Genomic DNA, 23,166 nt, shown 5'->3' with positions numbered 1-23,166 from the left:
ATTGCGCAACCGTCGGATGAGCCCTGCGCGGGCTGAGCTCGATCTAGGGGAAGGCAACCATGAAGACACGTAGAAGCCTGGGCGACATGATCGCCGTCTCCAGCCCACGGATCAGCCTGATGGGATCCCGGGACCGAACGGACACCGACACTGCTCGAACCCAGGAGTGGCACCGCAAACCCGCCCCGCTGGAGCGTCCGGCGCGCAGCGGCGAGCTCGTCCGGCTCCGTCAGCAGTTCCGTCGCGAGGCGACCGAAAGGTGCGACCGCCGCTCCGGTGATCGCCGTCTCCGGGTGTTGGCGTACAGCTTGGTGCTTAGCAGGAGTGCCAGGCCGGATGAGGACTGGAACACCCTCCAGACCGAGGCTGAGCAGCGTGGCTACGCAATGGGAGCGAGGTTTCACGACGTAGCCGTTCCCGTGACCACGACGTGCCTCCCCGGCTCGGGTGCCGGCTGTGGCGTCTACACGCCGCCCTGGAAGCGCCCTGGCTGGGGGGAGGTCGAGCGACTGATCCGAGGCGGCTTCGCGGACGGCGTGATCGTCCTCGACCGGCACAACATCAGCTCCGATGACGACGAGTATCGCGCTGTGATCAAGGAGCTGGGTGAGCGGTACCAGGCATTCATTCACCTCGTGATCCCCGAGGAGCTGTCCGGTCCGACTTGAAGGCGACCGTTGCGGTGGATGGATGCGAAGGGCTGGGGCTGGAGACAGGCCGGCGCTCAGGTTCTCCTCGTCGTCACCGTGTTCGCAGTGCTCGTCACCGTCTACCAATCCGCCTGATCGGAGGGCCGTTTTGACGTTCGAGGGATACGCCAACCAGGCAACACGATTCCTGCCGCTCCGTGAGGTGGGACTCGACCTTTGCATCGTGCCTGCAGGTGACCCGCAGGGCGCGGCATGACCGCGATTAAAGAGACCTGCGCGTGCAGTGGTCGTCTCACCCGGATCCCTGCTTCGTTGTCGAGTGGGGGAGAGAGACCACTCACGCTCGAGGGCGACCGCACTGCCACCACCCTGGGGCGCTTCTACGGCTACAGCGCAGCAGCCATAGCGGCCCTCATGGGCCGGTGCCACAAGTCCCCCTCTTCGGCCGTGCCCGAACCGTGTTCCCCCACGGCACCGTAGCTGGCCGAAGAGGGCCCAACTTCCCACCCGAGAGGACGAGTACCATGTGTGCGCACAACCCGCCGTGCCCCACGGCCATGGCTCCCGACAGGGAGGCCGCGCGACCCGTCGCGCCCCGCCCTGAGCAGGGCTGGAGCCTGCTGTGCAACGGAGTGCTTGTCTTCGAGGACACCGGAGAACTCCTCCCCGACGGCCGTATCGTCGCCCCCCACCGGCCGCTCGCGCTCACGGTCGGAAGCGCGGCATGACGATCACCGCAGCCGACCTGGTCGTTCCGTACATCACCGCTCGTGAAGACGAAGAGGCGGACTCCCTCCTCAACCTGAACGTACGCATCGGTCCTGACCGGCGCCCGCGGCTCGGGTACAAGGACGAGGCAGGGCCCGACCGAGATCTCCGCGGCGTGCTGTGGGCCCGGTACTCCATGTCACTCGGCTTCGCGGGACAGCCCACCGGGAGTCCGAGGTGGCGGCTGGTGCACCCGCTCCGCCAGCGCATTACGATGGCGCTCCTGCGCTGCCAGGTGTGCACGGTCCCGCTGAAGCGCAGCGACGGCATCCTCTTCGTGGAGACGGCCGATGACAGCGACGACCACACCGGGCCGGTGAAGACCGCGCAGCCGCCGGTGTGTCTGGAGCACGCCCGGATGGCGGCCCGGCGGTGCCCCCGGCTCAGGAGCAAGGGACATGTCGCCCTGCTGGCCACGCGGTTCCCGCTCTACGGCGTCATCGGCACCCCGTACCAGTACACCGCCGACGGCATCCAGCCCCTCGCCGCCTCGGACGCTCCCCTGCCCTACAACCACCCCCAGATCGGCTGGTTCCTCGCCTCTCAGCTCGTACGCGAACTGCGGGAATACGAGGTCGTCAGCCTGGACGATCTTGTGCCCGCCGCATAGACGGCTGCTCGACGGTCCTGGGCAAAGGACCGGACCTTCGAGCGGCACCCCAGAGCTTCCCGGCCCGACCATCGGACCGGGATGGCCAGAAGCTGAACCCATGGCGTAGCCCCGTCGCTACGCCACGGTCCTCAGTGCGCTGGCAAGCACCACCTGTCCTACACACCAACGAATCACCTGGAGTTGTTATGACGCGAATCGTCACCAAGAGCACCACCCAGGTCCAGGAGCCGGCGGCCGGCGGCCAGTCGGACGGGTTCGACCTGAACGTCTCCCTCCTGGAGGTGTCCGACGCGGCCGGGCTGACCGTTCTGACCGACGACGGGTGCGGCAGCTCCTGCGGTGCCTGCGTCACCTTCACTGACTGACCCTGACCGTCTGAACCCGGCCATCAGGTCATGAACCGCGGTCGGTGCTGTCGCGCTACTCGGCGCGTCGGCTCCGACCGCCCCTCCAGACGCACGAAGGGACACGTCACGTGGCTATACCCCCAGCGTTCAAGGCGGGCACGACCGCCCTGGTGCGCGCAGCCGCTCGACCGTCGGTGACCCAGCTTCCCCTACCTGACTTCGACGACCGGTCCTTCCGAGCCGAGGAGTTGGAGGAGGTCACCACGGGACGCCTCGCCTGGATTCGCAGCATCTGGCACGACCCGGGCATCGCACAGGCCCTCCGCCATGCCAGCCCGGTTCTCGCCGCCGAAGTCGAGGTCCTGGAGGGTGCTAACTCCCCTTCTACCCGCGAAGTCCGCCGCGTTGGAGTGTCGGTGGCGCGCTACCTCCTGCGCGCGCTGCACCGGCCCACACCGTTCGGACTGTTCGCCGGAGTCACCACGGCCACCTTCGACGCCGAGCCCCACTCCCGCTGGGGCCAGAACCACCTGGTCGTGGCCCGCGCCGGTGCGGAGTGGGTGGGGAGGCTGACCGAGCAGTTAGAAAGAAGCGGAGAGCTGCTGCCGCTCCTGTCGGTCGTCGTCAACAACACCACCTTCGAGCGCGACGGCAGTCTCGTCGTTCCCTACCAGGACGACGGGCCGACCGGTCAGCGGCGAGCGGTCGAGGTGTCCGTCGAGCTGTCGGCGCCGGTCCGGCTTATCCTCCGCGCGGCTGACGCGCCGATCCGGATCGGGGAACTCGCCGAGAAGCTGATGGCCGAGTTCCCGGCGGTGGCCCCGGAGCGCGTCAAGCGGCTCCTCGCGGGCCTGGTGCGGCGGCGCGTGCTGATCACCAACCTCCACGCGCCGGCGACCGAGACCGACGCGCTCGGTCACCTCGTCACCCAGCTCGACGGGGTCCGTACCGAGGACATTCGTCTCCTGGCACCCGTCGTCCGGGAGCTGCGCGCCGTCCACGCCGGGCTGGAGCAGTGCGGCACCGCAGAGGGCCGGGACGCCGTAGCAACCCGGATGCGCGATCTGGTGCCGGGCCTCCGCCGTCACCCGCTCGCCCTGGACCTGTGCCTGGACGCCACCGTGGTGCTCCCCGATCTGGTCGCCCGCGAGGTTGAGCGCGCCGCCACGATCCTCACCCGTCTCTGCGCCCGCCCGTACGGAACCGAGCCTTGGAACGAGTACCACCAGCGGTTCTACGAGCGGTTCGGCGTCGGCACCATGGTGCCGCTTATGGAAGTTGTCGCAGACAGCGGCGTCGGCTACCCGGACGGGTACCCGGGCAGGCCGACCGGCGAAGGCCGCCGGCGCCTGTCGCCGCGGGACGATGTGCTGCTCCGGCTCGCCCAGGCCGCGGCGCTCGACGGCCGCGACGAGGTCGTGCTGACCGACGAGATCGTGGCCGCTCTGGACCGAGGCCCGCAGGAACCGCGGGTACCGCCCCACTTGGAGGTGGGCGTCCGGCTGCACGCGGCCACCCTCGCCGAAGTCCGCCGCGGGCGGTTCACCGTGGAGTTGACCAGCGTGTCACGCGGAGCCGGGGTTACCGCCGGACGCTTCCTCGGCGTCCTCCCGGCCACACAACGCGAGTGCCTGCGCGCGGAGTTGGCTGACCTGCCCAGGGCTGACGAGGGCACGGTGGCGGCGCAGCTTTCCTTCCCCGCGCTGCTGCCCGACACCGCCCACGTCACCCGAACCCCGCGCGTGCTGCCCCTGGTGATCAGCCTGCAAGAGCACCGAGCCCCCGACGCCGCGGTGCTCTCGCCGACGGATCTGGCGGTGGCGTGCGACGGGCGCCGGATGTACCTGGCGGCCCCGAGCCGCGGCGTGCGCGTCGAGGCCGGCGGCATGAACGCGCTGAACCTCGCCGAGCACACCCTGCCCCTGGCGCGGTTGATCACCGAGGTGTCCCGGGCGCAGAACGCTCAGGTCACCCGGTTCGACTGGGGTGCCGCCGCAGCAATGCCGTTCCTCCCCCGCCTGCGGTACGGCCGCATCGTGCTGGTCGCGGCCCGATGGCGGCTGGAGGCCGGCGACCTCCCCGACCGTCACCGCCCCGGCTCGGACTGGGACGCGGCGCTGTCCGGCTGGCGGGAGCACCGGCGCCTGCCGCGGCACGTGTACCTCGTCCAGGACGACCGGCGCCTGCCGCTCGACCTCGATGAGCCCGGCCACCGGAGCCTGCTGCGCCAACACCTCGACCGCACCGGTACGGCGCTGCTGACGGAAGCCGCTCCGCCCGGGGCGGACGGCTGGATCGGGGGCCGGGCCCACGAGATCGCGGTACCCCTCAAAGCGGTCCGTCCTCCGGCCTGGCCTGCGCTACCCACGCCGACCACCGCCCGCACGTTCTCCCCAGCCCAGATCCAGACCCCGGCCACCTCCCCGGTGCTCCTCGTGGCCCTGTACGGCGACCCTCGGCGTCAAGACGCCCTGCTGACTCGGCACGTGCCCGACCTGATGCGGCGCCTCGGCTCTCCTCGCTGGTGGTACGTCCGATTCCGCGACCCCCAGCAGCACCTCCGCCTGCGAATCGCACTGCCGGACCCGGAGGACTTCGCCGACACCACCCACACGGTCAGCGCCTGGGCCGACGAGCTGCGGACCGCTGGGCTGCTGGCGGACCTGCGCTACCCCACCTCCTACCGCGAGACGGGCCGGTGGGGCTCCGGACCGGCATGGGACGCGGCCGAGACCGTGTTCCGCGCGGACTCTGTGGCCACGGTGGCGCAGCTCGCCCAGCCTGTCCGGCCCGCGCAGCGCACGCTCGTGGCCGCGCACTTCTTCGCCATCGCCTCCGCCCTCCTCGGCAGCCCGGACGCCGGCGCGCGCTGGCTGATCGACCACATCGAGCCGACCTCGCCGAACCCGGTACCGCGCTCGCAGTTCACCGACGCCGTGCGGCTGGCAGACCCGCGCGGTGACTGGGCGGCCCTTCGGTCAGCGCCCGGCGGCGCCGCGATCGTGGACGCCTGGGCCGAGCGCACCGCTGCGCTCGCCGCGTACGGGCCGCACCTGTCCGGCCCGCACGCCGACGGCATCGCCGTGGACGGCGTACTGCACGTCCACTTCGTGCGGCATGTCGCGGTGGACTTCCCTGAGGAAGAGGTCTGCCTGTACCTGGCCCGCGCCGCCGCCCTGGCCTTCACCGCCCGCGCCGGGAGGCGACCGTGACCCACACAGCAGCCGCGGTGGCCGCCGCCATCGCCGACCGGCTCGCCCATCCCGACCAGGCGCCGACGGCGGCCACTGACGACGCCAACCGGCAGCACCTCGCCTACGGCCCGACAGGCATCGCCCTGTTGCACATCGAACGCGCCGCGGCCGGGCTTGCCCCCTGGCAGCGCGCCCACGACTGGCTGGCCGCCTCGACCCGCGAGCCCTTCACCAGCGGCCCGGACAGCCACCCCTTCTACGGCGCCCCGGCGCTCGCCCATGCCGTGGCGTGCGCCGCCGACCAGCTTCCGGACTCCTACCAGCGCGGCCTCGATGTGCTGGACCGGCAGGTGACGGCAGACGCCCGGCGGCGCCTTGACGCCGCGCACCGCCGGATCGAAGCAGGGCAGCTTCCGGCACTCGCCGAGTTCGACGCCATCCGGGGCTTGAGCGGGTACGGCGCCTACCTGCTGCGCCGCGACCCTGCGGGCCCGGTGGCCCGGGCCGTTCTCGACTACTGCGTGCGCCTGACCGACCCGGTCACCGACAGCGGCGAACGCCTGCCGGGCTGGTGGGTACCGACCGGGCCGTCCGGCAGGCCGGACGACCGCTTCCCCGGTGGGCACGCCAACCACGGCATGGCACACGGCGTCGGCGCGGTCCTCGCGCTGCTGGCGCTTGCCGCCCGCCACGGCACCACCGTCACCGGCCACCATCAGGCGATGCGCACCATTCTTGCCTGGCTGGAGCAGTGGAAGGCGCCCACCGGGCGCGGCACGGCTTGGCCGTACTGGATCAGCCGCGAGGAACTGCGCAGCGGCCGGCCCGCGGCCGCGGCACCACGGCGGCCGAGCTGGTGCTACGGCACCGCGGGCCTCGCCCGCGCACAGCAGCTCGCCGCGCTCGCCCTCGGCGACAGCGACCTTCAGGTCGAGGCCGAGGCCGCCCTGCTGGACGCGCTGAGCGACCGCGTGCAGCTTCGCGTCACCACGGACAGCGGCCTGTGCCACGGCTTCGCCGGTCTGACACATCGCGGCGCGTGCCGCCGCCGACGCCGACCGGGCCACCGTCGGCCAGCTCCGCGCCATCATCCCCGCCCTTCTCACCATGCTGGTCCCGCCCGGCACCGCCCCGGACGACGCCGCTGCCCTGTTGCTGAAGGACGCGGCGGGCGCCGGGCTCCTCGACGGTGCCGCCGGAACCGCGCTGGGACTGACCACCGCAGACAGCGCGGAGCCGCCCCGCACCGCCTGGGACGCCTGCCTGCTCACCGCCTGAACCCGACCGAAGGACTTCTCGATGTGTCCCGATCGCTGGCAGCAGCACAACATCACCTTCCCCGACCGGGACACCGGGCGACGGGCTGTCACGGAACGCCTCGCCCCCGTTCTGCTCGCCGCCGAGGCCGACGGGCAGCTCAGCGGCTGGTGGTTCATGAACAAGCAGCCCTGGCGCCTTCGGTACGTTGCCGACCAGCCGTCACCGACCGTGCTGACTCTGCTGGACGAGTGGGGGGCCGACGGCACCGCGCAGTCCTGCACGGCCGGGAACTACGAGCCGGAGACCGAGGCGTTCGGCGGTGCGGACGCCATGGCAGCCGCGCACGCCCTCTTCCACGAGGACAGCCGCCACCTGCTCACCTATCCCGTCAAGGACGGGCACCTGGGGCGGCGCGAGACCGCCATACTGCTGATGAGCAGCCTGATGCGTGCCTCGGGTCTCGACTGGTTCGAGCAGGGCGACGTGTGGGCGAAGGTCTCCGCACTGCGCCCCGGTACCGGCACGCCCGGGTCCCCGCGCCTTACCTCGGCAATGCGGACCCTGATGACCACCGAAGCCCGCAGCCTGTGCCGCGAGCGCGGGCCGCTGGACGGCCACGGCGACTGGGTCGCCGCCTTCGAGCGTGTCGGCACCACGCTCGCCTACCTTGCCGCCCAGGGCGACCTGACCCGCGGACTGCGCGCCGTCATCGCGCACCACGCCATCTTCCACGCCAACCGTGCCGGTCTGCCGTCCGCCGACCAGGACACCCTGTTCAACATCGCACGAGAGGCAATCATGGGTTCGAGTGAAAACACCGCGTCAGCAACAGAATCAGGCTTTGCGGCCCATAGCGTCAGCACGGTGAACACCGACACACTCACCGCCCCCGGGGCCAACGCCGAACAGCTCCGCAACGCCCTGGTCGACCAGATCAAGGCCGACGGCCACGCCCGCACCCCCGCGGTCGAAGCCGCCCTGCGCACCGTGCCCCGGCACCTGTTCGTCCCTGACACCTCGCTGGCCGACGCCTACGACAACAGCCCGGTCAACGTGAAGTACGACCCCGAGGGCACCTCGATCTCCTGCGCCTCCCAGCCAGCCGTCGTCGCCCTCATGCTGGACCAGCTCGAAGCCCAGCCGGGCGAGCACATCCTCGAACTCGGCGCCGGCACCGGCTACAACGCCGCCCTGATCGGCCACCTCGTCGGCCCGAGCGGACACGTCACCACCATCGACGTCGATGACGACCTGGTCGAAGGCGCCCGAGCCCACCTCGCCGCCGCTGGAGCCACCAACGTCGAGGCCCTGACGCGCGACGGCGCCCTCGGCCACGCCGAAGGTGCCCCGTACGACCGGATCATCGCCACCGTCGGCGCGCACGGCATCCCCCACGCCTGGCTCGACCAGCTCGCCGAGGGCGGCCGACTCGTCACCCCGCAGCGACTCACGGGCAGCGTCTCGCGCTCCATCATCTACGTGGCGCGCGAAGGCCGGTGGCATTCGGTCGGCTCGGAGATGAACACCTTCATGCCGCTGCGCCGGGGCATCGCCGACGACGACCGCCGCGCCGTGCCGCTCAGCACGGACGGCGCCGTGCGCCTCCAGGCCCCGGCCGGACTGGCGCTCGACGCCGATGCCCTCGCCGGTGTTCTTGACCAGCCGCGCGTCGAGGTGTGGACGGGGATGACGGTCCGCGCCGGGGAGTCCCCGGAGTGGATGGAGCTGTTCGTCTCCTGCGTCATGCCGTCCGGGCTGATCCGGATGCTCTTCCCCCAGACCGCCAAGGGCACGGTGCTCACCGAGGACCCCTACCCCTCGGCCACGGCCGCTGTCGAGAAGGGCGCAGTCACCTACCTCGCCCGTCGGCCCTCCACGGAGAAGACCCCCGAGGGCGGCAAGCTCTGGGAGTTCGGTGTCATCGGCCACGGCCCCGGGGGCGACGAGCTGGCCGCCCGGGTCGCCGATGCCGTCCGCGCCTGGGATCGCGAGTACCGCGGCCGGGACGCCACGTTCGAGATCCTGCCGCTCGACGCGCCCGCCGTCGGGCAGCCCGGTGTCTTCGTTCTCGACACCCCGCTGAACCGCGTCCGCGTCACCTGGCAGTAGCTGATCCGCCTGCGTGGTGCCCGCCGACCGGCCGGCGGGCACCACGCGGCCCTTCCCCGCTCCTCGTCGTCTTCATCCCCGGGGGACCTCATGGACCTGAACGGACCCATAGCCCAGCGCTTTCCGCTCATCTACCGATTTCGACCCGCGTGCCTGCCCTTGCCCCGGCGCGTGCACGGCTTGGCCGAACTCGCCGACGCCGCAGCCGCAAAGGCTGACCAGGGCCTCGCCTCGGCCGTCTACAACCAGGCCGCCCTCATCGCCTCCGACCTAGGGCTGCCCGACCTCGCGCGGAAGATGTGCCACCAGCACGCCGCCGCCTACCTCCACGCCACCCCCCTGCCCGGCATGACCGCGATCCGCGCCCTCGAACCCGTGGTGAACCTCGCCCGCCTCCAGATCCGCGCGGGCGCCGCCGACGACGGGCGCCACCGTCTGCTGCACCTCTTCGACGCCGTCACCAAAGGCACCAGCGCTCAGTTCGAGGGGGTCCACGTCCCGGCCGACCTCACCCTCACCGACAGCGACCGCCACGAGGTGCGCACCTGGCTGTGGAAGGTAGTCCTGGCCGACGGCACCCGCACCCTGACCACGGCCAGCCGCTGGGCGGAGGCGCTGGCCCACATCGAGGAACACCGGGGCATCGGGCAGCGCATGCTGGACGGCCGCCAGGTCGCCGTCCTGGCCGCACTCAGCCACACCCCCACCGACGCCGCAGCGCTCATCACCATGACCACACCCGGAGAACGCTGGGAGAACGCCGTCACCGGCTGCCTCGACGTGATGTGCAGAAAGGCCCTTCGCGGCCCGGCCGTACCCCTCCTCGACACGCTGGTCGAGGACTACGTCGAGCACCAACCCGACCAGGGCATGACCGTCTTCGATACGCGCCTCGGCCTGACGATCCTGGGCCTGCTGGAGCCGCACCAGGAAGACGCAGCGCACCGGATGGTTGCAGAGCTCCACCGCCGGGCCGCCGCGGCGACCGACGGCTACGCCGCCCGTGAGTGTTTGGCTGACCACCGGTTCACCAGCCTCGCCGAGCCGCGCCAGCTCGAGGCGGCCCAACGGCTCGTCCGTGCATGCGCGCTGGGCAGCGGCAGCCTCCCCGAGCCCTGGCTCGCAAGGATGACAGAGGCATTGCGGGGCAGCGACGAGGTGATCCGCGCCAACGTCGAACACTCCCACCCTCAGCAGGAAGGGACTGGCGCACAGGGTTGAGGTGTAACGCTTGGGCAACCAGGGCAGCCCACCCTGCACCGCGCGTCGAGCACCAGGGGAGCCAGGGCGCGTGGCGACACTCATCGTCGGTAGGGGCTCTCTGAGCGACGAACTGAACAGGCAGGAGAGAGGCCAGACACAGCACGGCCCGCGAGTTGGCTCTCCGATCACCTCAACCTCTCTACCCTGGAGCACCATGAGGAAGGTCGCCATCGTCGGCTGCGGAGGCAGTGGCAAGTCCCACGTGGCCCGCGAGCTGGGCAGGATCCTCGACGCCCCGGTGACGCACCTGGACGCCGCGTTCTACGACGATGAGTGGAACGCGTTGCCCACGGACACGTTCACCGACGTGCAGCGCGAGCTGGTCTCGCAGCCGCGGTGGGTGATCGACGGCAACTACAACTCGACGCTGCAGGTACGGCTCGAAGCCTGCGACACGGTGGTCCTGATGGACGTGTCGACCGTGGCGGCCCTGTACGGGATCTTCTCCCGGCAGCTCCGGCACGGGGCCGGGCACAAGGGCAACGGAGTGCACAACCGCATCCACTGGGGCGTGATCAAGTACGTCGCCACGTATCGGCGCAAGATGCGACCCCGCGTGATGGCGAAGATCGAGGAGTTCGGCGCCGGCGCCGACGTGGTGCTGCTGGCCAACCGGCGCCAGACGCTCCGCTGGCTGCGGAAGGTGGCCGCCGAGCAGTCCTGACCGGCTCGCGCCCCGGTCAGGGGGTGCGGGATGAACGAGCCCAACCCGTCCTCTGCCGAGGAAACGGCCACCGCTGTTGCCGTCAGATGGGCCGCAGTACCTGATCAGGCTCTGCGGAAGCAGCCGCAGCGTACTCTGCGAAGTCCACGTTGCCGAGCGCCAGGTCAACCTGGACGCCGTGTACCGCGGCGGGCACGGCTCGAAACTCACGGGGCTCCGGCGACTCGATGAGTTCCTGGTAATAGACGGGGTCGAGGCCACTCACGTCCTCCCAGAGTGTCGACAGAGCCAGCAACGCCTGCTCCGGCGACTTCATCGTGTCGCGGTCAGCGAGGAAGACGACAATCAGGCCCTCATCCACCACGGCGGCAAGAACCTCGTCGGGCGTTGCTCCTGACCAAGCGGGCGCTTCGACCAACTGCACTGTTGCGGCAGTCTCACCGCCTGGCCCCCACGGGCGGCGCAACTCCCCAACCACCGCATTCCACGCCTCGTCGTCGCTGAAGTCGGTCCTGATGACGAGAACGTCGAACAAGTCGCGTCCAATCTCAGGCAGCACTCGCGCAGGGCCCTCTGGCATCGTCATGCCCAGCACTCTCACATGCCGCACTGACACCCAGCCCCTGCGGGAGTGATCCCAGAAGAAACGTCCTAACTAGTGCCGCATCAGGCAACGTTCGCCCTGTGGTGATGTGTCGCCAGGTTGCTGCGGCGGGCGGCATCGGGCGGCCAGAATGATCACGTGGCTGAACGTGTGCGGGTCTGGGAGATCGACGACGACGAGGGGCGGCGCCTGCTGCGGATCATCCGCAGGGGCACCGGTTCGGTGGTGACCTGGCGGCGGGCCCAGATGGTGCTGCTGTCCGCGCAGGGCATGCCCGTGGCGAAGATCGCCGAGGTGACGTTCACCAGCCCGGACCGGGTCCGGGACGTGATCCACAACTTCAACGCCGACGGCTTCGACGCGCTCTACCCCAAGTACAAGGGCGGCCGGCCCAGGACGTTCACCCTCCCGGAACGCCGGGAGATCAAGAAGATCGCCAAGTCCAAGCCGGCCGAGCACGGCCTGCCGTTCTCGACCTGGAGCCTTGCCAAGCTGGCCGACTTCCTGGTCGCCGAGGGGGTGGTCGACGACATCAGCCACGAGGGCCTGCGGGTCCTGCTCCGCGAGGAGGGCGTGTCCTTTCAACGCATAAAGACCTGGAAGACCTCCCGCGACCCCGACTACGCCGACCTCTACGCGATCGCCGACGGCGAGGTCATACCCGACGACGGCGAACCCGACGTCATCTTGTGCCTCGACGAGTTCGGCCCGCTCAACCTCCAGCCCCACCCCGGACGGCAGTGGGCCGAGCGCGGCGGACGGCACAAGGATCCCCACCGGGAACCCCGGCCCCGCCGCCGGGCGACCTACACCCGCCCGCACGGGGTGAGGCACCTGTTCGCCGCCTACGACCTGGGCAAAGACAAGCTCTACGGCCACATCAAGCCGAAGAAGAACCGCACCAGGTTTCTGGAATTCTGCCGCTACCTGCGCAGCCTCTACCCGCCCAAGATCCGCATCGCGATCGTGCTCGACAACTTCTCCCCGCACCTGACCACGAAGAAGGACTTCCGAGTCGGCGACTGGGCCGCAGCCAACAACGTCGAGCTCGCCTACACCCCGACCAACAGCTCCTGGCTGAACCGCATCGAGGCCCAGTTCACCGCCCTGCGCTACTTCACCCTCGACGGCACCGACCACGCCAGCCACAAGGAGCAGGGCAGCATGATCCGCCGCTACATCATCTGGCGGAACCGCCACGCCGACGACCGACGTCTACGCGCCGTCATCGACAGGGTGAACGTCGCCTGATACGGCACCAGCGCACCGCCGACGGTCCGGGCCTCCTCGCGGCCCAGCCTGGGTTAGCCCATGAGCACGTCGACGAGCTGCCAGAGTGTGAGCCACAGCCCCATGGCGAGGAGACCCGCCAGCATGGGGGGCACGACGACCCCGACCACCACGTACACGAGCACCGGCTGCGGGGCGTACAGCTTGTCGGGGTGGCGTGGGTCGTAGCGCACCTCGATCCTGCGCGGGTCGCGACTGACGATCTTCCCGCTGCCGACGTAGGTGCGTGCCCGGCCCTCCGCATCGGTGAACCGCCAGATCTCCTTGCGCGCGCTGTTTCGTCCTGCGGAGGTCGCGGCGACCGTGATGCCGTTACGACGGGTGGACCAGTGGTCACGCATGATGCCGCCGGCCAGCTGTAGATAGCGGCCCGCGCCAAGCAGGATCAGCGCCCCGAAGAGCGGCATGAGCCACTGGCCCGGCTCTCCCGTCGCCGCGACGTAAACCACGAGGGCGGCCCAGAGGACCACCGCGCACACGGCCGCCGCGACCGCTCCGGAGTGCCGTGTCAGGAACAGCCGCCACGCCGGACCCGCAGACGTCTCCTCGCTCACCAGCTCCATACCGTCGCGAGGGGCACGCCGCTCGGGCAGCACCGAGGTCACCGCCGAGACGAAGGCCGTCACGGCCGCCGGGGAGGACCGGGCCACCACGAAGACGGTGGGATCGCCCCCGGCGCTGGTCAGCTCGATCTCGGCCGTGTCGCCCCTGGCCCCGGCCGCCCGTACCTCCTGGATCGCTCGCACCGGAATGCGCCGGTGGGTGCCGTTCTGCTCCAGCAGGACGGACCGGCCTTCGAAATGGGCCGTGGTGCCACGGCCTCGCAGGATCAGGGGGGAGGTCACGCCGGTATGACCACGCATGGGGCCACAAGGTTGCCCTCGGAACAGCCGTTGGTTTCGCTACGGACATCCGCAACGGACCGGAAGCGAAGGGGCCTTCGGGGCGCGCGCGGGCCCTCGTCTTCCCGGAGGCGGACCTTGGCCCAGCTATGTCGTCGGCCGCTCCTCATATTGTGAAGTTGTCCCCGCGCCGGTTGCCCGGCAGAGCCGGCAGGACCAGGGTGCGGGCCGACTACCTGTCGACGTCCGAAGAGGCAAACGTTGCCTGACGCGGCACTAGCTCAGGACGGGAAGCGAGGCCAGACCGCGTACAAGACGGGCGTGCCGCCACTGAAGCTGGTCGGGCGGTACGGCGAGCCGGAGGCCCGGGAACCGTGTCAGTACCGCGCGCAGCGCGATTTCGGCCTCGGCCTTGGCCAGGGGAGCGCCGACGCAGCGGTGGATGCCGTGCCCGAAGGCAAGATGGCCGGCAGCGTCCCGGTTCGCATCGAGTTGGTCCGGTGAGGGGAACCGTTCTGGGTCGCGGTTGGCGGCTCCGAGGGCGACCAGGACCGGTGCGCCTGTCGGGATGTCGGTGCCGCCGAGCGTGATGGCCTCCGTGGTGTACCGGAAGGTGGCCGTGCTGACGGGGGAGTCGAATCGAAGCAACTCGTCCAGCACCGTAGGGATGTCGTCCGGGTTTTGGCGGAGGCCGTCGAGTTCGGCCGGGTGCTGGAGCAGGGAGAGGGTCGCGTTGCCGAGGAAGTTGGTGGTGGTCTCGTGGCCGGCCACGAGTAGGAGCACCGCGAGGGAGACCAGTTCCTCCTCACTGAGCCGGTCGTGGCCGTCGTGGGCCGAGATCAGGCGGTCGAGGAGCGATGTGCCGGGGCGTCGGCGCTTGGCGGCGATGAGGTCTGTCATGTAGTCGGCCAGGGAGTGCGAGGCCGCGTCGATGACCTCTGGCTGTCCGGCCGCGAACAGTTCGCCGGACCAGCGCTGGATGTCGGGCCGGTCTTCGTCCGGTACTCCGAGCAGTTCGCAGATCACGATGACGGGTAGCGGGACGGCCAAGCCTGTCACGAAGTCGAAGGGCTCACCGACAGGCCACTGGTCCAGCAGGTCGTCGGTGACCCTGGCGATGAACGGGCGCAGTTCCGCGACCGCCCCGGTCGTGAACGCCTTGGTGACCAGCTTGCGCAGCCGGGTGTGCTCGGGCGGGTCGCTCGACAGCATGTTGTGCGCCACTGCGGGGTGGAGGCGCCGCTTTGATTCCTTGCCCGCGAAGAACGCGGAGGTGTCCTTCGAGAGCCGGGCGTCGGCGAGCGCTTCCCTGGCTTCGGCGTATCCGGTGACCAGGTAGCTGAGGCGCCCGCCGGACCCGCTGGGGACGGCCTGTACGGGGCATGCCGAGCGCATGGCCGCGTAAGTGGGGTAGGGGTCTTGGAGAAAGCGGGGGTCCTGAGTCGGGTCGGTCATGTCTTCAGGTTCCAATCGTTCGTGGCCGGCCGCCGACGCCGACACGCCCGACGTGGGCGTAGGCGTCGGCCACCAGGAGAAGCCACTGTGTGTCGGCCCGAAGATCCTCGCGGGCGGCGTCTACCGACGGAGGTGCGACTTCGTCCGCGTACCGGCCAGCCTTCGAGTCTGCCAGTGCAGCTCGAACCACAGCCGCCTCCACAGCGGCGGCGCCCTGCTCGGTAGCGGTGTGGAAGTTCGACGCCGCGCTCTCCTGCACCCTGCGCGACCGGTACGGCCGGAGGGCGAGGATGCCGTCGCTGATCTCGATGACGCGCCGCTGCAGCAGGAAGTCGGAGTCGTCGGAGATGCTGTCGACGTCCTCGGCCGACGATAGGACGATCTGCGGCATCGCGGCTGACAGGTCCTGCCAGAGGGGGCGGAGCGACTCGAAGGACCGGGTTTCCCAGCGGCGACGGCGGGCTTGGTTGATCGGGTAGAGGACAGCGGGCCACGTGAGGCCGAGGCAGATCAGCAGGACGGCGAGTGCCGGGGAGGTGACGCTGAAGGCGCACGTCGAGGTCACGAGCGATGAGCACTGCGCGTGCGTTTCGTCGCCCAGTCCCAGACCGAGGCCGACGATGCGTGTCAGCTTGTAGACGACGTAGACGAGAGCGAACACGCAGCCTGCTGCGGCTACCCGCAACCCGCCCCGGATGTTGTCGCGCCGAGTCGCCTTCGACTGGCGTACGGCCTGCATCAGGAAGTCGACCACGGAGAACCCGAGGAACGAAATGTAGGGGAGTAGATAGAGCGCGTAGACATGCGGAGAACGAGCTGTCAGCTGCTCGTAGGCGAACAGCGCGGTCATGGTGACGACCGACGCGGTGAGCAGGGCGAGACGGACCTTGATGCGCCGCCGCGCCTCGGAGGGTTCGAGGTTGAGCTGGAAGGAAACGGCCAGAACCGCTGTGGCGGCACCCAGAGAAGCGCAGTTACTCAGCAGCCGGCCGACGTGCGGCACGATCGACTCCGCGACGTTTCTGAACAGCGGCGCATAGGAGGCGAAGGCCAGGGCGAAGGAGCCGAGAAGCGCGCCCATGGCCCAGGTACCGGTCGGACGGGGCGTTCCGCGTCCGAGCACCCAGTAGCCAGCTATCGACGCGAGCAACAACGCCATCCCGAGGAAGACAGCATTCGTCATGCGCGGAAGCGGCCTCTCCTGATGGGTTGGGCGAAGAGAGCTTCCCAGCTGTCCGGGCCCCTCTCGGGGCGGTGCGAAGGGGCCTCGCGTTCGCGGTAGATGCGTTGGCGGACGACCGTCGCCATCATCTCCGCCTCGCGTTCGTCAGCAGTCGAGTAATTCGTCCGCCCGGACATACGCATCACCAGCGTCGGGTTGACCCCCAGGGAGCGAGCCGTGTCCGCGTTGACCTCCACGCTTCCCGGATGGTCGCAGTACACATGGCACAGCTCGTGCGTGAGGATGTGCCGCTGGTGGTGGGCGGACGTGCCCTCCTCGTAGAAGAGGAGATCGGCGTCCGGGGTCTCGATTCTCATTCCGCACGGCGCATCGACCGCGCCGAGCGTGCTCAGCGGCTGCAGGACGATGGGCTTCCCGCGAAGCTCGGCTATGGCCTCGCTCAATTGGCGGGTGGTGAATCGGTGCGGCAGACGTAGGAGGTTGATCTGCTCTTCGCACGATGCGCGCAGTCGACGCGTGTCGACTTCTGGCAAGGACACGGTGCTCCCCTTCGGCCTCGGCGGTGCGTCAACTTGTGGGTCAACGGAAGCCCCGAGGATGCCAAGAGAAGGCAGGAACTCACGCTTCCTGGAAGTGGCAGTTCCGATTACGGATGGTCACTGACGGAGGGGGTGAACCTTCCCGGTCGCCAACTCCTCGCCGTTGGCCGGAAACGTAGGAGGCCGGTGATTCGGGCGCGAGGCGGTTCGCACTCTGAGTAGTTGATTACTTGATTATCCGTTATGTCTGACTACGCTGAATGACTGAACCGTGATCGCCCGGATGGGAGTTTGGGCGCCCTATGGCGCATGTCACCCAGTGAGCGCATCCTAGGCTCGCCCTTATGGACGTGCGGGGCGGGCGGGTCGCGGGTGGCGAAGGTGGCGGCGAGTCGCTGCCTGAGCTGCTGCAATCGTGGCGGCGGAGGGTGAATCCCGATGAGATCCCCGGGCTGACCTCTCCGGGCCGTAGGGCAAAGGGCCTGACGCAGCGTGACGTGGCTCGACTGACCGGGGTGAGTGAACGCTGGTACGGGGCGCTGGAGCGGGGCATGGAGGCCAAATACTCCGCTGACTTTCTCGATCGACTCTCGTCGGTGCTGGGGCTGAGTCGCGCTGAGCGCGATGCCCTGTACCTGATGGCGGTGGGCCATCCGCCGGTGGTCGCCGCGGTTCCGGAGGCCGGTGCGGCGGCGAAAATGGACGAGGTGCTGCAGCGGTTTCTGGACGGCCAGGCCCCCGATCCCGCCTTCGTGACGGACCTCGCCTGGAACGTGATCGGCTACAACGAACCGCTGCTGGACTGGTTTCCGTGGGCGGCTCACCAGGCGAATCAGATGCGGTGGGCGTTCCTGAGTCCGGAGGCCCGCGAGCAGCTCGTGAACTGGGAGCAGGACTGGGCTCGCTCCTACCTAGGGCAGATCCGCTACGAGCGCGCCCGCCATCCGGACCACGAAGCACTGCGACAGCTGGAGCGCGACATTCTCACGAGTTCCCCGGCCGCACGGCAGATGTGGGACCGCCGCGAGGTGGTCGAACACGCCGACGGAGACCTGCGCAAGCTTCGACTTCCCCACCATCGGGGTCGAGAAGTCGGCGTGCGGATCATGGCCCTGCGGCCCATGCGCAGCGACCTCCTCCGGGTGATCGTGCTGATGGAAACCGGCTCTGAACCTGCCGAGACGTGATCGACGGGAGCGGCACGCGCTGCTCTGTGTGCGGCCAAGCCCTTACTTGTCGTCGAGCAGTCCCGACGCTTCCGACTCGTCGGGCATTCCTTCCAGTCTTCGGGCCTGGTCGATCACGGTGTTCACCATGTTCAGGCTCGAAGCGCTGAGACCGTTCGCGCGCAGAGCGACCCGGCGCACCCCCTGGTCGCGCATGGCGGCGACCAATTGGATCTCGGCACGCTGGCGCTCCGCCTCCTCCTCGTCGAAGAAATAGCCCGGGTTCACGCCGAAGAAGCCGGCCAAGGCACGGATGGTCTGCATCTTCGGGTTCGAGTTGGTGCCGGTGCGAAGCTGCTGGATGGCGCTCGCGGAGATGGTGACGCCGGAGGTGTCACGGATGCCCTGCGAGACCTCCGCGTAGGTGTAAGGGCCGCGTCCCTTCGGGTGCACCTCTCGGAACAGGTAGTCGAGCAACTCCGAGAAGGTGCGCTCGCGCGATTCGGTCATCTCCAGATCTCCGTCATGGCGGCCATCATATCCACCTCAGTGGTGATCATGGTCGGTCAGGTTCAGTACCTCGCCATTGCAGTTGACGGAAGGGCGTAACTGCAATGTACGTTGTGCGTTGTCAGCATCCATTGCAGTGTTCCGCTGCTGGTGAGGGCTGGTCTATAGAAGCTGGACTTGGGCCGAGGGTCGCCATATGGTCCTGGTGCCCACAGGCGGAGATCACTGGCCGACGGAACAGCCGGGAGGGGAAGGAGACGAGCCCGCGCGGGTCATGAAGACCGCAGAGTGCACAGGGGTGGATGAGACCGGCGCCCGGGAGCTACCAACTCCCGAGCACCGGGCCGACACCCCGAGGGGTACCGATCCACATCTCGCGGGCGGCGGGGCTTTTGCACGAGAACCGCCGCACCGCGTTCCTACGAACAACGGAGTATCACATGCTCGCCACGCCGAGCGTCAACCCAGCCTGCCCGGATACCCAACGACAGCACCGCCTCGCTGCTCAGCTCGCAGAGATGATCCCGGGCGCGGCCACGATCCGAGTCAGCCTCACCGACCCGAGCCGGGCGCGGCCCCACCCGCGTGCCGCTATCCGGGACGAGGGCGGAAAGGCCCTGGAGGTGAGCCGGACGACGGCGACGGTCGCCGCCCGCTGGATCCTGCGGGTCTGGCCGGAGGCGGACTGGACCCGGCCGCACACCTTCGACATCCAGCGCGCCGCCCTCACATGCAGCGACCTGGTCGCCACCGGTCGGAGCCGCTGACATGGCCCGGATACGCACCATCAAGCCGGAGGCGTTCTTCTCCGAGTCGCTCGCCGAAGTGAGCGTCGAGGCCGAGCGGACCTTCTTCGGTCTCCTCACGCAGGCTGACGACCACGGACGGCACCGCGACAACGCCGCGATCATCGCTGGGCTCCTGTGGCCCCTGCGCGCCGAGCACACCTCGGTCCACGTCGAGGACGATCTCCACCAGCTCGCGAGCGCCGGCCTGATCTGCCGGTACACCGGCTGCGACGGCCGCCGCTACCTCCACATCGTGACCTGGTCCGAGCACCAGAAGATCGACAAACCGAGCCAGTCCCGCCTGCCCTCGTGCCCGCAGCACCAGGCTGCCGGCCGGTGCGGCCCCTGCAAGGGCAACTGCACCAAGCAGACCGAGGGATCGCCCACCACTCCCGGAGGACTCGCCGAGACCTCGCCGAACGCTCCCCGACCCCTCGATCTGCCCGCCCAGGCCACCTCGACGTCTTCCGGGCACGCGATTGTGTCCCCGGCCGACCGGCAGGCAGCCACCGATCACTTGGTCGACGTCGCTGGCAGCTCCCGATCGGAAACCCCAGGTCAGGAGGCATTCCCCAAGGACTCCCCGAACCTTCCCCGAAGCCTGCCCGAAGGCTCGGCGCCTGGATCTAGGATCTTGGATCCTGGATCTTCTCTCCCTACGGGGCGCACCGCGCCCGCAGCCGGCATCTCCGCCAAGGACCTCGTCGGGGAGTACGTCGCCGGGTGCGACCAGCGCCCCCCGAACGACGTGATCGGGCACCTCGGACGGATCATCAAGAAGCTCCTGGACGAGGGCATCGCACCGACGCACATCCGAGCCGGGCTGGCGAATTTCACGGCCAACCCCAAGCACCCGAGCGTACTGACCAGCATGGTCAACGAGGTGATGAACGCTCGCCCCGGCGGTCTGGCGCGGCCGGGAATCCGGCCTAACGTGCCCGCCCACCAGGCGTGGACCAACCCGGCCAACGCGTCTGCCGCCTACGCCGAGGAGCTGTGATGCACACCCGTCACCGTGAACCGCAGCTCCTCGGCAACGAAGCCACACTGGAGCGCATGGCCAGGATCCTGGCCGCCCGCAACATCGACCCGGCCGATGCCGCGCTGCCGGACGACGCCGAGCCCTTCTCGCCGCTGGACGCCCTGCTCGCCGGGATGCCTCCGCGCTATCAAGCGGCTGTCGCCGACCACCCCACGGTCCTGGAGTGGGTCCGGAAGGTCACCGACGCGGCCGTCGCCCCCAGCCGAGGAGGCCGACGACAGGTCACCACCGGACCTAGCCTGCTGATGGCCGGGGTCGTCGGCGCGGGCAAGACACACCAGGCGTACGGCGCAGTCCGAGCGCTGGTCAAGAGTGGGGTCGGTGTTCGCTGGCGCGCGACCACCGCTGCCGACCTCTACGCCGATCTCCGCCCCCGGCCCGGGGTCGACAGCGAGCGGCAGCTGGCAGCCGTCAGCCGCTGCCCGCTGCTGATCATCGACGACCTCGGCGCGGCCAAGGCGAGCGAGTGGGTCGAGGAAGTGACGTACCGGCTGATCAACCGGCGGTACAACTACGAACTCCCCACGCTGATCACGACCAACCTGGCGATCAAGGACCTGCGCTCCTACCTCGGGGATCGCGTCGCCAGCAGGCTCGCGCAGATGACCACCCGAGTCGAGTTCGAGGCCGTCGACCGCAGACGCCACAGCGCCGCCGCCTGACCCACCGCAGGCCACCCCGCCGGACCGCGTCCTCGCAGCGCCGTCCCCCGGGCACCTACCGCCAGCGCACCTCTCCGCCGACGCCCCTGCGCGCGGAGAGCGATCGGAGCACCCCGCATGACCAGCACGATGAACGGCCCCGCCCACCACCGTCAGCTCGGCGACCAGACCTGGCAGGCCGACGCCGTCTGCCAGAGCACCGAGTACAACCCGGTGGACCCCGAAGTCTTCTTCCCCGAACCCGACGAGACCACCAAGATCGCCACCGCCAAGGCCCTGTGCGGCCAGTGCGCGGTCCGCCGAACCTGCCTGGACGCCGCTCTCGAAGGGGGTGACACCGACGGGATCCGTGGCGGCCTGACGGAGGAGGAGCGCGGGCCGCTGCACGACAAGCTCGCCAGCCGCCTCGACTACAGCCGCGTCAATGCCACCATCGCCGGGCGCGACGTGCACCTCACCCATGCGGAGCGCCGCGCGGTCGAGTACGCGGCCTACCGCCACGGGGTGAGCGAGCAGCGCCTGGCCTGGCTTCTGAAGGTCACCGAGGAGCACGCCAAAAAGCGATACCGCGAGATCCGCCGGGCCGAGCGCAACCGAACCCTGAACCAGCCCACCACGAACACCCCATCCCCCGAGACCAGCGGCGAGCGCCTGATCCGCGACGACTTCGGGACGGCGGCATGAACACCGCAAGCGCGCCGAAGACGGTGCACATATCCGGGTGGGACCGCGCGGCTGTCGTGGCCCTCGGGGGCGCGGGATGCGCGCTCTCGTACGACGCCCTGCAGCAGATGGCCGTCGCCATCCATATCCGAGGCTTCCTTACCTACCTGTTCCCCCTGGTGATCGACGGGTTCATCGCCTACGGCATCCGAGCCCTCCTGGTCCTGCGCAACGCACCCCTGCGCGCCCGGCTCTACGTCTGGACGCTCTTCGGCACGGCCACCGCCGCCAGCATCTGGGCCAACGCACTCCACGCGGTGCGCATCAACCAGGACACGGTCGCCGGCACCGGCCTCCGGCTCGGTGACGCGGTGGTCGCGGTGCTCTCCACCATCGCCCCGCTCGCACTGGCCGGAGCAGTCCACCTCTACATCCTCATTGCCCGGGGCCCGGTCAAGGACACTGACCGGCAGAACGTCGGTCAGCGCGGTCACCTCGGTCAGACCGACCGGGGTGACATCGAGGTCACCCGGACCGGCCGAGCCGGTCAGCAGCGGTCAGCGGCCGGTCAGGTCAAGTCCGGTCAGCCGGTCACCGCTCTGACCGACCGGCTGCCGCTGTCCCCGACCGACGAGGACACCGCCACCCGGTCAGCGACCGGAGACTCGACCCCGGCCACCAGCGGCCAGTCGGTCACCGACCACCGCAACTGGAGCCACCGTGCCCCTGACCTGCCGGGACAGGCGGACAAGGGGCGGACGGTCGCTGACCGCCCCGACAGTGCGGCCCCGGTCGGTGATGGCCAGGGCAGCCCGGCGGCGGTCATTGCCCCGCCGGTCACCTCGCCGCCGGTCACTGACCGGGCCGCTCGGCCGACTGATGACCGGCGTCCTGACCCAGACACCGAGGAGCTGCTGAAGATCGCCCGGTCGGCGGTCAGGGCCGAGGACAAACTGACCCGCAAGGTGGTCGCCCAGGCGATCCGAGGTCAGCAGATCCCGCTGTCCAGCGACACCCTGACCGCGCTGATGGCCCAGCTGCGCGAGCAGCACCGCCAGCCGGTCACCTCCTCCCGGCCCTGACCGAACATCCACGGAGTGGGTGACCAAGCCGGTCACCCCGGCCGGTCACCCGCTCCGCATGTCTCCGAGACACCCCGCCACAGCAGAAGCGGAGAGCACCCGATGCGCACTCACCCGGCCACGCCCGCCGAAGTCGACTCCTGGCTGACCGTCCTGCACCAGCACGGACACCTCCACCGCGCCCAGTCCGGCCCCGACACCACCTGGATCGTGCAACGCGAACAGCACGACCGGCCCTGGACCCTGCACCACCCCGTCCTGGCCATGGACTGGATCGAGGAACTCGTCCGCGAAATCCAGCAGCAGGACCCGGAGACAAGCCGGTGAACACCAACGACCCGGTGGCCACCCCCGCTGGACAGCAGCGTGACCCCACCACGGCTCCTGGCGGAGCAAGCTATCGCGTACGACGGTCCTACGGCCCGTCGTACGCACTTGCCCCCGCCCGGGAGGGCGGGGGAAGAGATCGGAA

At 69.7% G+C, this 23,166-nt stretch carries 23 protein-coding genes and 1 pseudogene; 18 read left to right on the top strand and 6 right to left on the bottom strand.

Features of this window, described 5'->3' with window-relative positions:
* Window positions 1-86 precede the first annotated feature (86 nt).
* The 10 genes and pseudogenes from ABZ441_RS29150 to ABZ441_RS29105 all read left to right on the top strand — a co-directional run bounded on the left by ABZ441_RS29150 (window position 87) and on the right by ABZ441_RS29105 (window position 10,868).
* Window positions 87-668 (top strand): hypothetical protein, encoded by a 582-nt coding sequence (locus tag ABZ441_RS29150; protein WP_358979604.1) that lies wholly within the window; start codon window positions 87-89, stop codon window positions 666-668.
* A gap of 234 nt (window positions 669-902) precedes the next feature.
* Complete coding sequence (locus ABZ441_RS29145; RefSeq protein ID WP_358979602.1) at window positions 903-1,130, top strand: DUF6302 family protein; 228 nt, start codon at window positions 903-905, stop codon at window positions 1,128-1,130.
* 44 nt (window positions 1,131-1,174) lie between these two features.
* The gene (locus ABZ441_RS29140; RefSeq protein ID WP_358979600.1) at window positions 1,175-1,378 is read left to right on the top strand and encodes a DUF5999 family protein; all 204 of its coding nucleotides are present in this window, start codon (window positions 1,175-1,177) and stop codon (window positions 1,376-1,378) included.
* Complete coding sequence (locus tag ABZ441_RS29135; protein ID WP_358979598.1) at window positions 1,375-2,028, top strand: hypothetical protein; 654 nt, start codon at window positions 1,375-1,377, stop codon at window positions 2,026-2,028. Before ABZ441_RS29140 ends, ABZ441_RS29135 begins: the two co-directional genes overlap by 4 nt.
* Window positions 2,029-2,216: 188 nt before the next feature.
* The gene (locus tag ABZ441_RS29130) at window positions 2,217-2,396 is read left to right on the top strand and encodes an FxLD family lanthipeptide (protein WP_093798518.1); all 180 of its coding nucleotides are present in this window, start codon (window positions 2,217-2,219) and stop codon (window positions 2,394-2,396) included.
* Window positions 2,397-2,506: 110 nt separating this feature from the next.
* Window positions 2,507-5,590: a lantibiotic dehydratase gene (locus ABZ441_RS29125; RefSeq protein ID WP_358979596.1), complete on the top strand. Its 3,084-nt coding sequence runs from the start codon at window positions 2,507-2,509 to the stop codon at window positions 5,588-5,590.
* 29 nt (window positions 5,591-5,619) lie between these two features.
* Window positions 5,620-6,850: pseudogene (locus ABZ441_RS29120) on the top strand (lanthionine synthetase C family protein).
* A 21-nt stretch (window positions 6,851-6,871) separates the two neighbouring features.
* The gene (gene fxlM, locus ABZ441_RS29115) at window positions 6,872-8,941 is read left to right on the top strand and encodes a methyltransferase, FxLD system (RefSeq protein WP_358979593.1); all 2,070 of its coding nucleotides are present in this window, start codon (window positions 6,872-6,874) and stop codon (window positions 8,939-8,941) included.
* Window positions 8,942-9,031: 90 nt separating this feature from the next.
* Complete coding sequence (locus ABZ441_RS29110) at window positions 9,032-10,162, top strand: hypothetical protein (protein WP_352261351.1); 1,131 nt, start codon at window positions 9,032-9,034, stop codon at window positions 10,160-10,162.
* A gap of 196 nt (window positions 10,163-10,358) precedes the next feature.
* Window positions 10,359-10,868 carry a topology modulation protein gene (locus tag ABZ441_RS29105; RefSeq protein ID WP_352261350.1) on the top strand — a complete coding sequence of 170 codons (510 nt, stop codon included), beginning with the start codon at window positions 10,359-10,361 and terminating at the stop codon, window positions 10,866-10,868.
* Between the two features lie 82 nt (window positions 10,869-10,950).
* On the opposite strand, the gene ABZ441_RS29100 is transcribed toward ABZ441_RS29105, so the two are convergent.
* A complete protein-coding gene (locus tag ABZ441_RS29100; protein ID WP_358979590.1) occupies window positions 10,951-11,454 on the bottom strand; it encodes a hypothetical protein in 504 nt (167 codons plus the stop codon).
* Between the two features lie 156 nt (window positions 11,455-11,610).
* On the opposite strand from ABZ441_RS29100, the gene ABZ441_RS29095 reads away from it, so the two are divergent.
* On the top strand, window positions 11,611-12,723 hold the full coding sequence (locus ABZ441_RS29095) for an IS630 family transposase (RefSeq protein ID WP_358979588.1): 1,113 nt from the start codon (window positions 11,611-11,613) through the stop codon (window positions 12,721-12,723).
* A 53-nt stretch (window positions 12,724-12,776) separates the two neighbouring features.
* On the opposite strand, the gene ABZ441_RS29090 is transcribed toward ABZ441_RS29095, so the two are convergent.
* From ABZ441_RS29090 to ABZ441_RS29075, 4 genes are all read right to left on the bottom strand, one after another.
* Entirely contained in the window at window positions 12,777-13,607 is an 831-nt protein-coding gene (locus tag ABZ441_RS29090) for a hypothetical protein (RefSeq protein WP_358979586.1), read from the bottom strand.
* A gap of 273 nt (window positions 13,608-13,880) precedes the next feature.
* The gene (locus tag ABZ441_RS29085; protein ID WP_358979583.1) at window positions 13,881-15,059 is read right to left on the bottom strand and encodes a cytochrome P450; all 1,179 of its coding nucleotides are present in this window, start codon (window positions 15,057-15,059) and stop codon (window positions 13,881-13,883) included.
* Between the two features lie 4 nt (window positions 15,060-15,063).
* Window positions 15,064-16,242, bottom strand: coding sequence for an MAB_1171c family putative transporter (locus tag ABZ441_RS29080; RefSeq protein ID WP_358979581.1), 1,179 nt, complete (start codon window positions 16,240-16,242; stop codon window positions 15,064-15,066).
* On the bottom strand, window positions 16,239-16,781 hold the full coding sequence (locus tag ABZ441_RS29075) for a regulator component (protein ID WP_352261347.1): 543 nt from the start codon (window positions 16,779-16,781) through the stop codon (window positions 16,239-16,241). Before ABZ441_RS29075 ends, ABZ441_RS29080 begins: the two co-directional genes overlap by 4 nt.
* A gap of 344 nt (window positions 16,782-17,125) precedes the next feature.
* Between ABZ441_RS29075 and ABZ441_RS29070 the strand changes: the two genes are divergently transcribed.
* The gene (locus ABZ441_RS29070) at window positions 17,126-17,968 is read left to right on the top strand and encodes a helix-turn-helix domain-containing protein (protein ID WP_358979578.1); all 843 of its coding nucleotides are present in this window, start codon (window positions 17,126-17,128) and stop codon (window positions 17,966-17,968) included.
* 42 nt (window positions 17,969-18,010) lie between these two features.
* On the opposite strand, the gene ABZ441_RS29065 is transcribed toward ABZ441_RS29070, so the two are convergent.
* On the bottom strand, window positions 18,011-18,457 hold the full coding sequence (locus ABZ441_RS29065; protein ID WP_093798523.1) for a Secondary metabolite protein: 447 nt from the start codon (window positions 18,455-18,457) through the stop codon (window positions 18,011-18,013).
* A 440-nt stretch (window positions 18,458-18,897) separates the two neighbouring features.
* On the opposite strand from ABZ441_RS29065, the gene ABZ441_RS29060 reads away from it, so the two are divergent.
* The 6 genes from ABZ441_RS29060 to ABZ441_RS29035 all read left to right on the top strand — a co-directional run bounded on the left by ABZ441_RS29060 (window position 18,898) and on the right by ABZ441_RS29035 (window position 23,021).
* Complete coding sequence (locus tag ABZ441_RS29060; protein ID WP_358979575.1) at window positions 18,898-19,224, top strand: transcriptional regulator; 327 nt, start codon at window positions 18,898-18,900, stop codon at window positions 19,222-19,224.
* 1 nt (window position 19,225) lies between these two features.
* A complete protein-coding gene (locus tag ABZ441_RS29055; protein ID WP_358979573.1) occupies window positions 19,226-20,245 on the top strand; it encodes a hypothetical protein in 1,020 nt (339 codons plus the stop codon).
* A complete protein-coding gene (locus tag ABZ441_RS29050) occupies window positions 20,245-20,949 on the top strand; it encodes an ATP-binding protein (RefSeq protein ID WP_266413400.1) in 705 nt (234 codons plus the stop codon). The genes ABZ441_RS29055 and ABZ441_RS29050 overlap by 1 nt, the downstream gene beginning before the upstream one ends.
* A 117-nt stretch (window positions 20,950-21,066) precedes the next feature.
* Window positions 21,067-21,633 (top strand): WhiB family transcriptional regulator, encoded by a 567-nt coding sequence (locus ABZ441_RS29045; protein WP_358979571.1) that lies wholly within the window; start codon window positions 21,067-21,069, stop codon window positions 21,631-21,633.
* Complete coding sequence (locus tag ABZ441_RS29040) at window positions 21,630-22,694, top strand: DUF2637 domain-containing protein (protein ID WP_358979569.1); 1,065 nt, start codon at window positions 21,630-21,632, stop codon at window positions 22,692-22,694. The genes ABZ441_RS29045 and ABZ441_RS29040 overlap by 4 nt, the downstream gene beginning before the upstream one ends.
* A 102-nt stretch (window positions 22,695-22,796) precedes the next feature.
* Complete coding sequence (locus ABZ441_RS29035; protein WP_003972986.1) at window positions 22,797-23,021, top strand: hypothetical protein; 225 nt, start codon at window positions 22,797-22,799, stop codon at window positions 23,019-23,021.
* Window positions 23,022-23,166 lie beyond the last annotated feature (145 nt).

Origin of the sequence: Streptomyces sp. NPDC005752 (assembly GCF_040630715.1) — a bacterium.
Lineage (GTDB): Bacteria > Actinomycetota > Actinomycetes > Streptomycetales > Streptomycetaceae > Streptomyces.
This window is presented reverse-complemented; position numbering and strand designations above follow the sequence as displayed.

Excerpts from the sequence above, each read along its gene's own strand:
- ABZ441_RS29150 (WP_358979604.1), top strand. The coding sequence starts at position 87 with ATGATCGCCGTCTCCAGCCCACGGATCAGCCTGATGGGATCCCGGGAC.
- ABZ441_RS29145 (WP_358979602.1), top strand. The coding sequence starts at position 903 with ATGACCGCGATTAAAGAGACCTGCGCGTGCAGTGGTCGTCTCACCCGG.
- ABZ441_RS29140 (WP_358979600.1), top strand. The coding sequence starts at position 1,175 with ATGTGTGCGCACAACCCGCCGTGCCCCACGGCCATGGCTCCCGACAGG.
- ABZ441_RS29135 (WP_358979598.1), top strand. The coding sequence starts at position 1,375 with ATGACGATCACCGCAGCCGACCTGGTCGTTCCGTACATCACCGCTCGT.
- ABZ441_RS29130 (WP_093798518.1), top strand. The coding sequence starts at position 2,217 with ATGACGCGAATCGTCACCAAGAGCACCACCCAGGTCCAGGAGCCGGCG.
- fxlM (WP_358979593.1), top strand. The coding sequence starts at position 6,872 with ATGTGTCCCGATCGCTGGCAGCAGCACAACATCACCTTCCCCGACCGG.
- ABZ441_RS29110 (WP_352261351.1), top strand. The coding sequence starts at position 9,032 with ATGGACCTGAACGGACCCATAGCCCAGCGCTTTCCGCTCATCTACCGA.
- ABZ441_RS29105 (WP_352261350.1), top strand. The coding sequence starts at position 10,359 with ATGAGGAAGGTCGCCATCGTCGGCTGCGGAGGCAGTGGCAAGTCCCAC.
- ABZ441_RS29100 (WP_358979590.1), bottom strand. The coding sequence starts at position 11,454 with ATGACGATGCCAGAGGGCCCTGCGCGAGTGCTGCCTGAGATTGGACGC.
- ABZ441_RS29085 (WP_358979583.1), bottom strand. The coding sequence starts at position 15,059 with ATGACCGACCCGACTCAGGACCCCCGCTTTCTCCAAGACCCCTACCCC.
- ABZ441_RS29080 (WP_358979581.1), bottom strand. The coding sequence starts at position 16,242 with ATGACGAATGCTGTCTTCCTCGGGATGGCGTTGTTGCTCGCGTCGATA.
- ABZ441_RS29070 (WP_358979578.1), top strand. The coding sequence starts at position 17,126 with ATGGACGTGCGGGGCGGGCGGGTCGCGGGTGGCGAAGGTGGCGGCGAG.
- ABZ441_RS29065 (WP_093798523.1), bottom strand. The coding sequence starts at position 18,457 with ATGACCGAATCGCGCGAGCGCACCTTCTCGGAGTTGCTCGACTACCTG.
- ABZ441_RS29060 (WP_358979575.1), top strand. The coding sequence starts at position 18,898 with ATGCTCGCCACGCCGAGCGTCAACCCAGCCTGCCCGGATACCCAACGA.
- ABZ441_RS29055 (WP_358979573.1), top strand. The coding sequence starts at position 19,226 with ATGGCCCGGATACGCACCATCAAGCCGGAGGCGTTCTTCTCCGAGTCG.
- ABZ441_RS29050 (WP_266413400.1), top strand. The coding sequence starts at position 20,245 with ATGCACACCCGTCACCGTGAACCGCAGCTCCTCGGCAACGAAGCCACA.
- ABZ441_RS29045 (WP_358979571.1), top strand. The coding sequence starts at position 21,067 with ATGACCAGCACGATGAACGGCCCCGCCCACCACCGTCAGCTCGGCGAC.
- ABZ441_RS29040 (WP_358979569.1), top strand. The coding sequence starts at position 21,630 with ATGAACACCGCAAGCGCGCCGAAGACGGTGCACATATCCGGGTGGGAC.
- ABZ441_RS29035 (WP_003972986.1), top strand. The coding sequence starts at position 22,797 with ATGCGCACTCACCCGGCCACGCCCGCCGAAGTCGACTCCTGGCTGACC.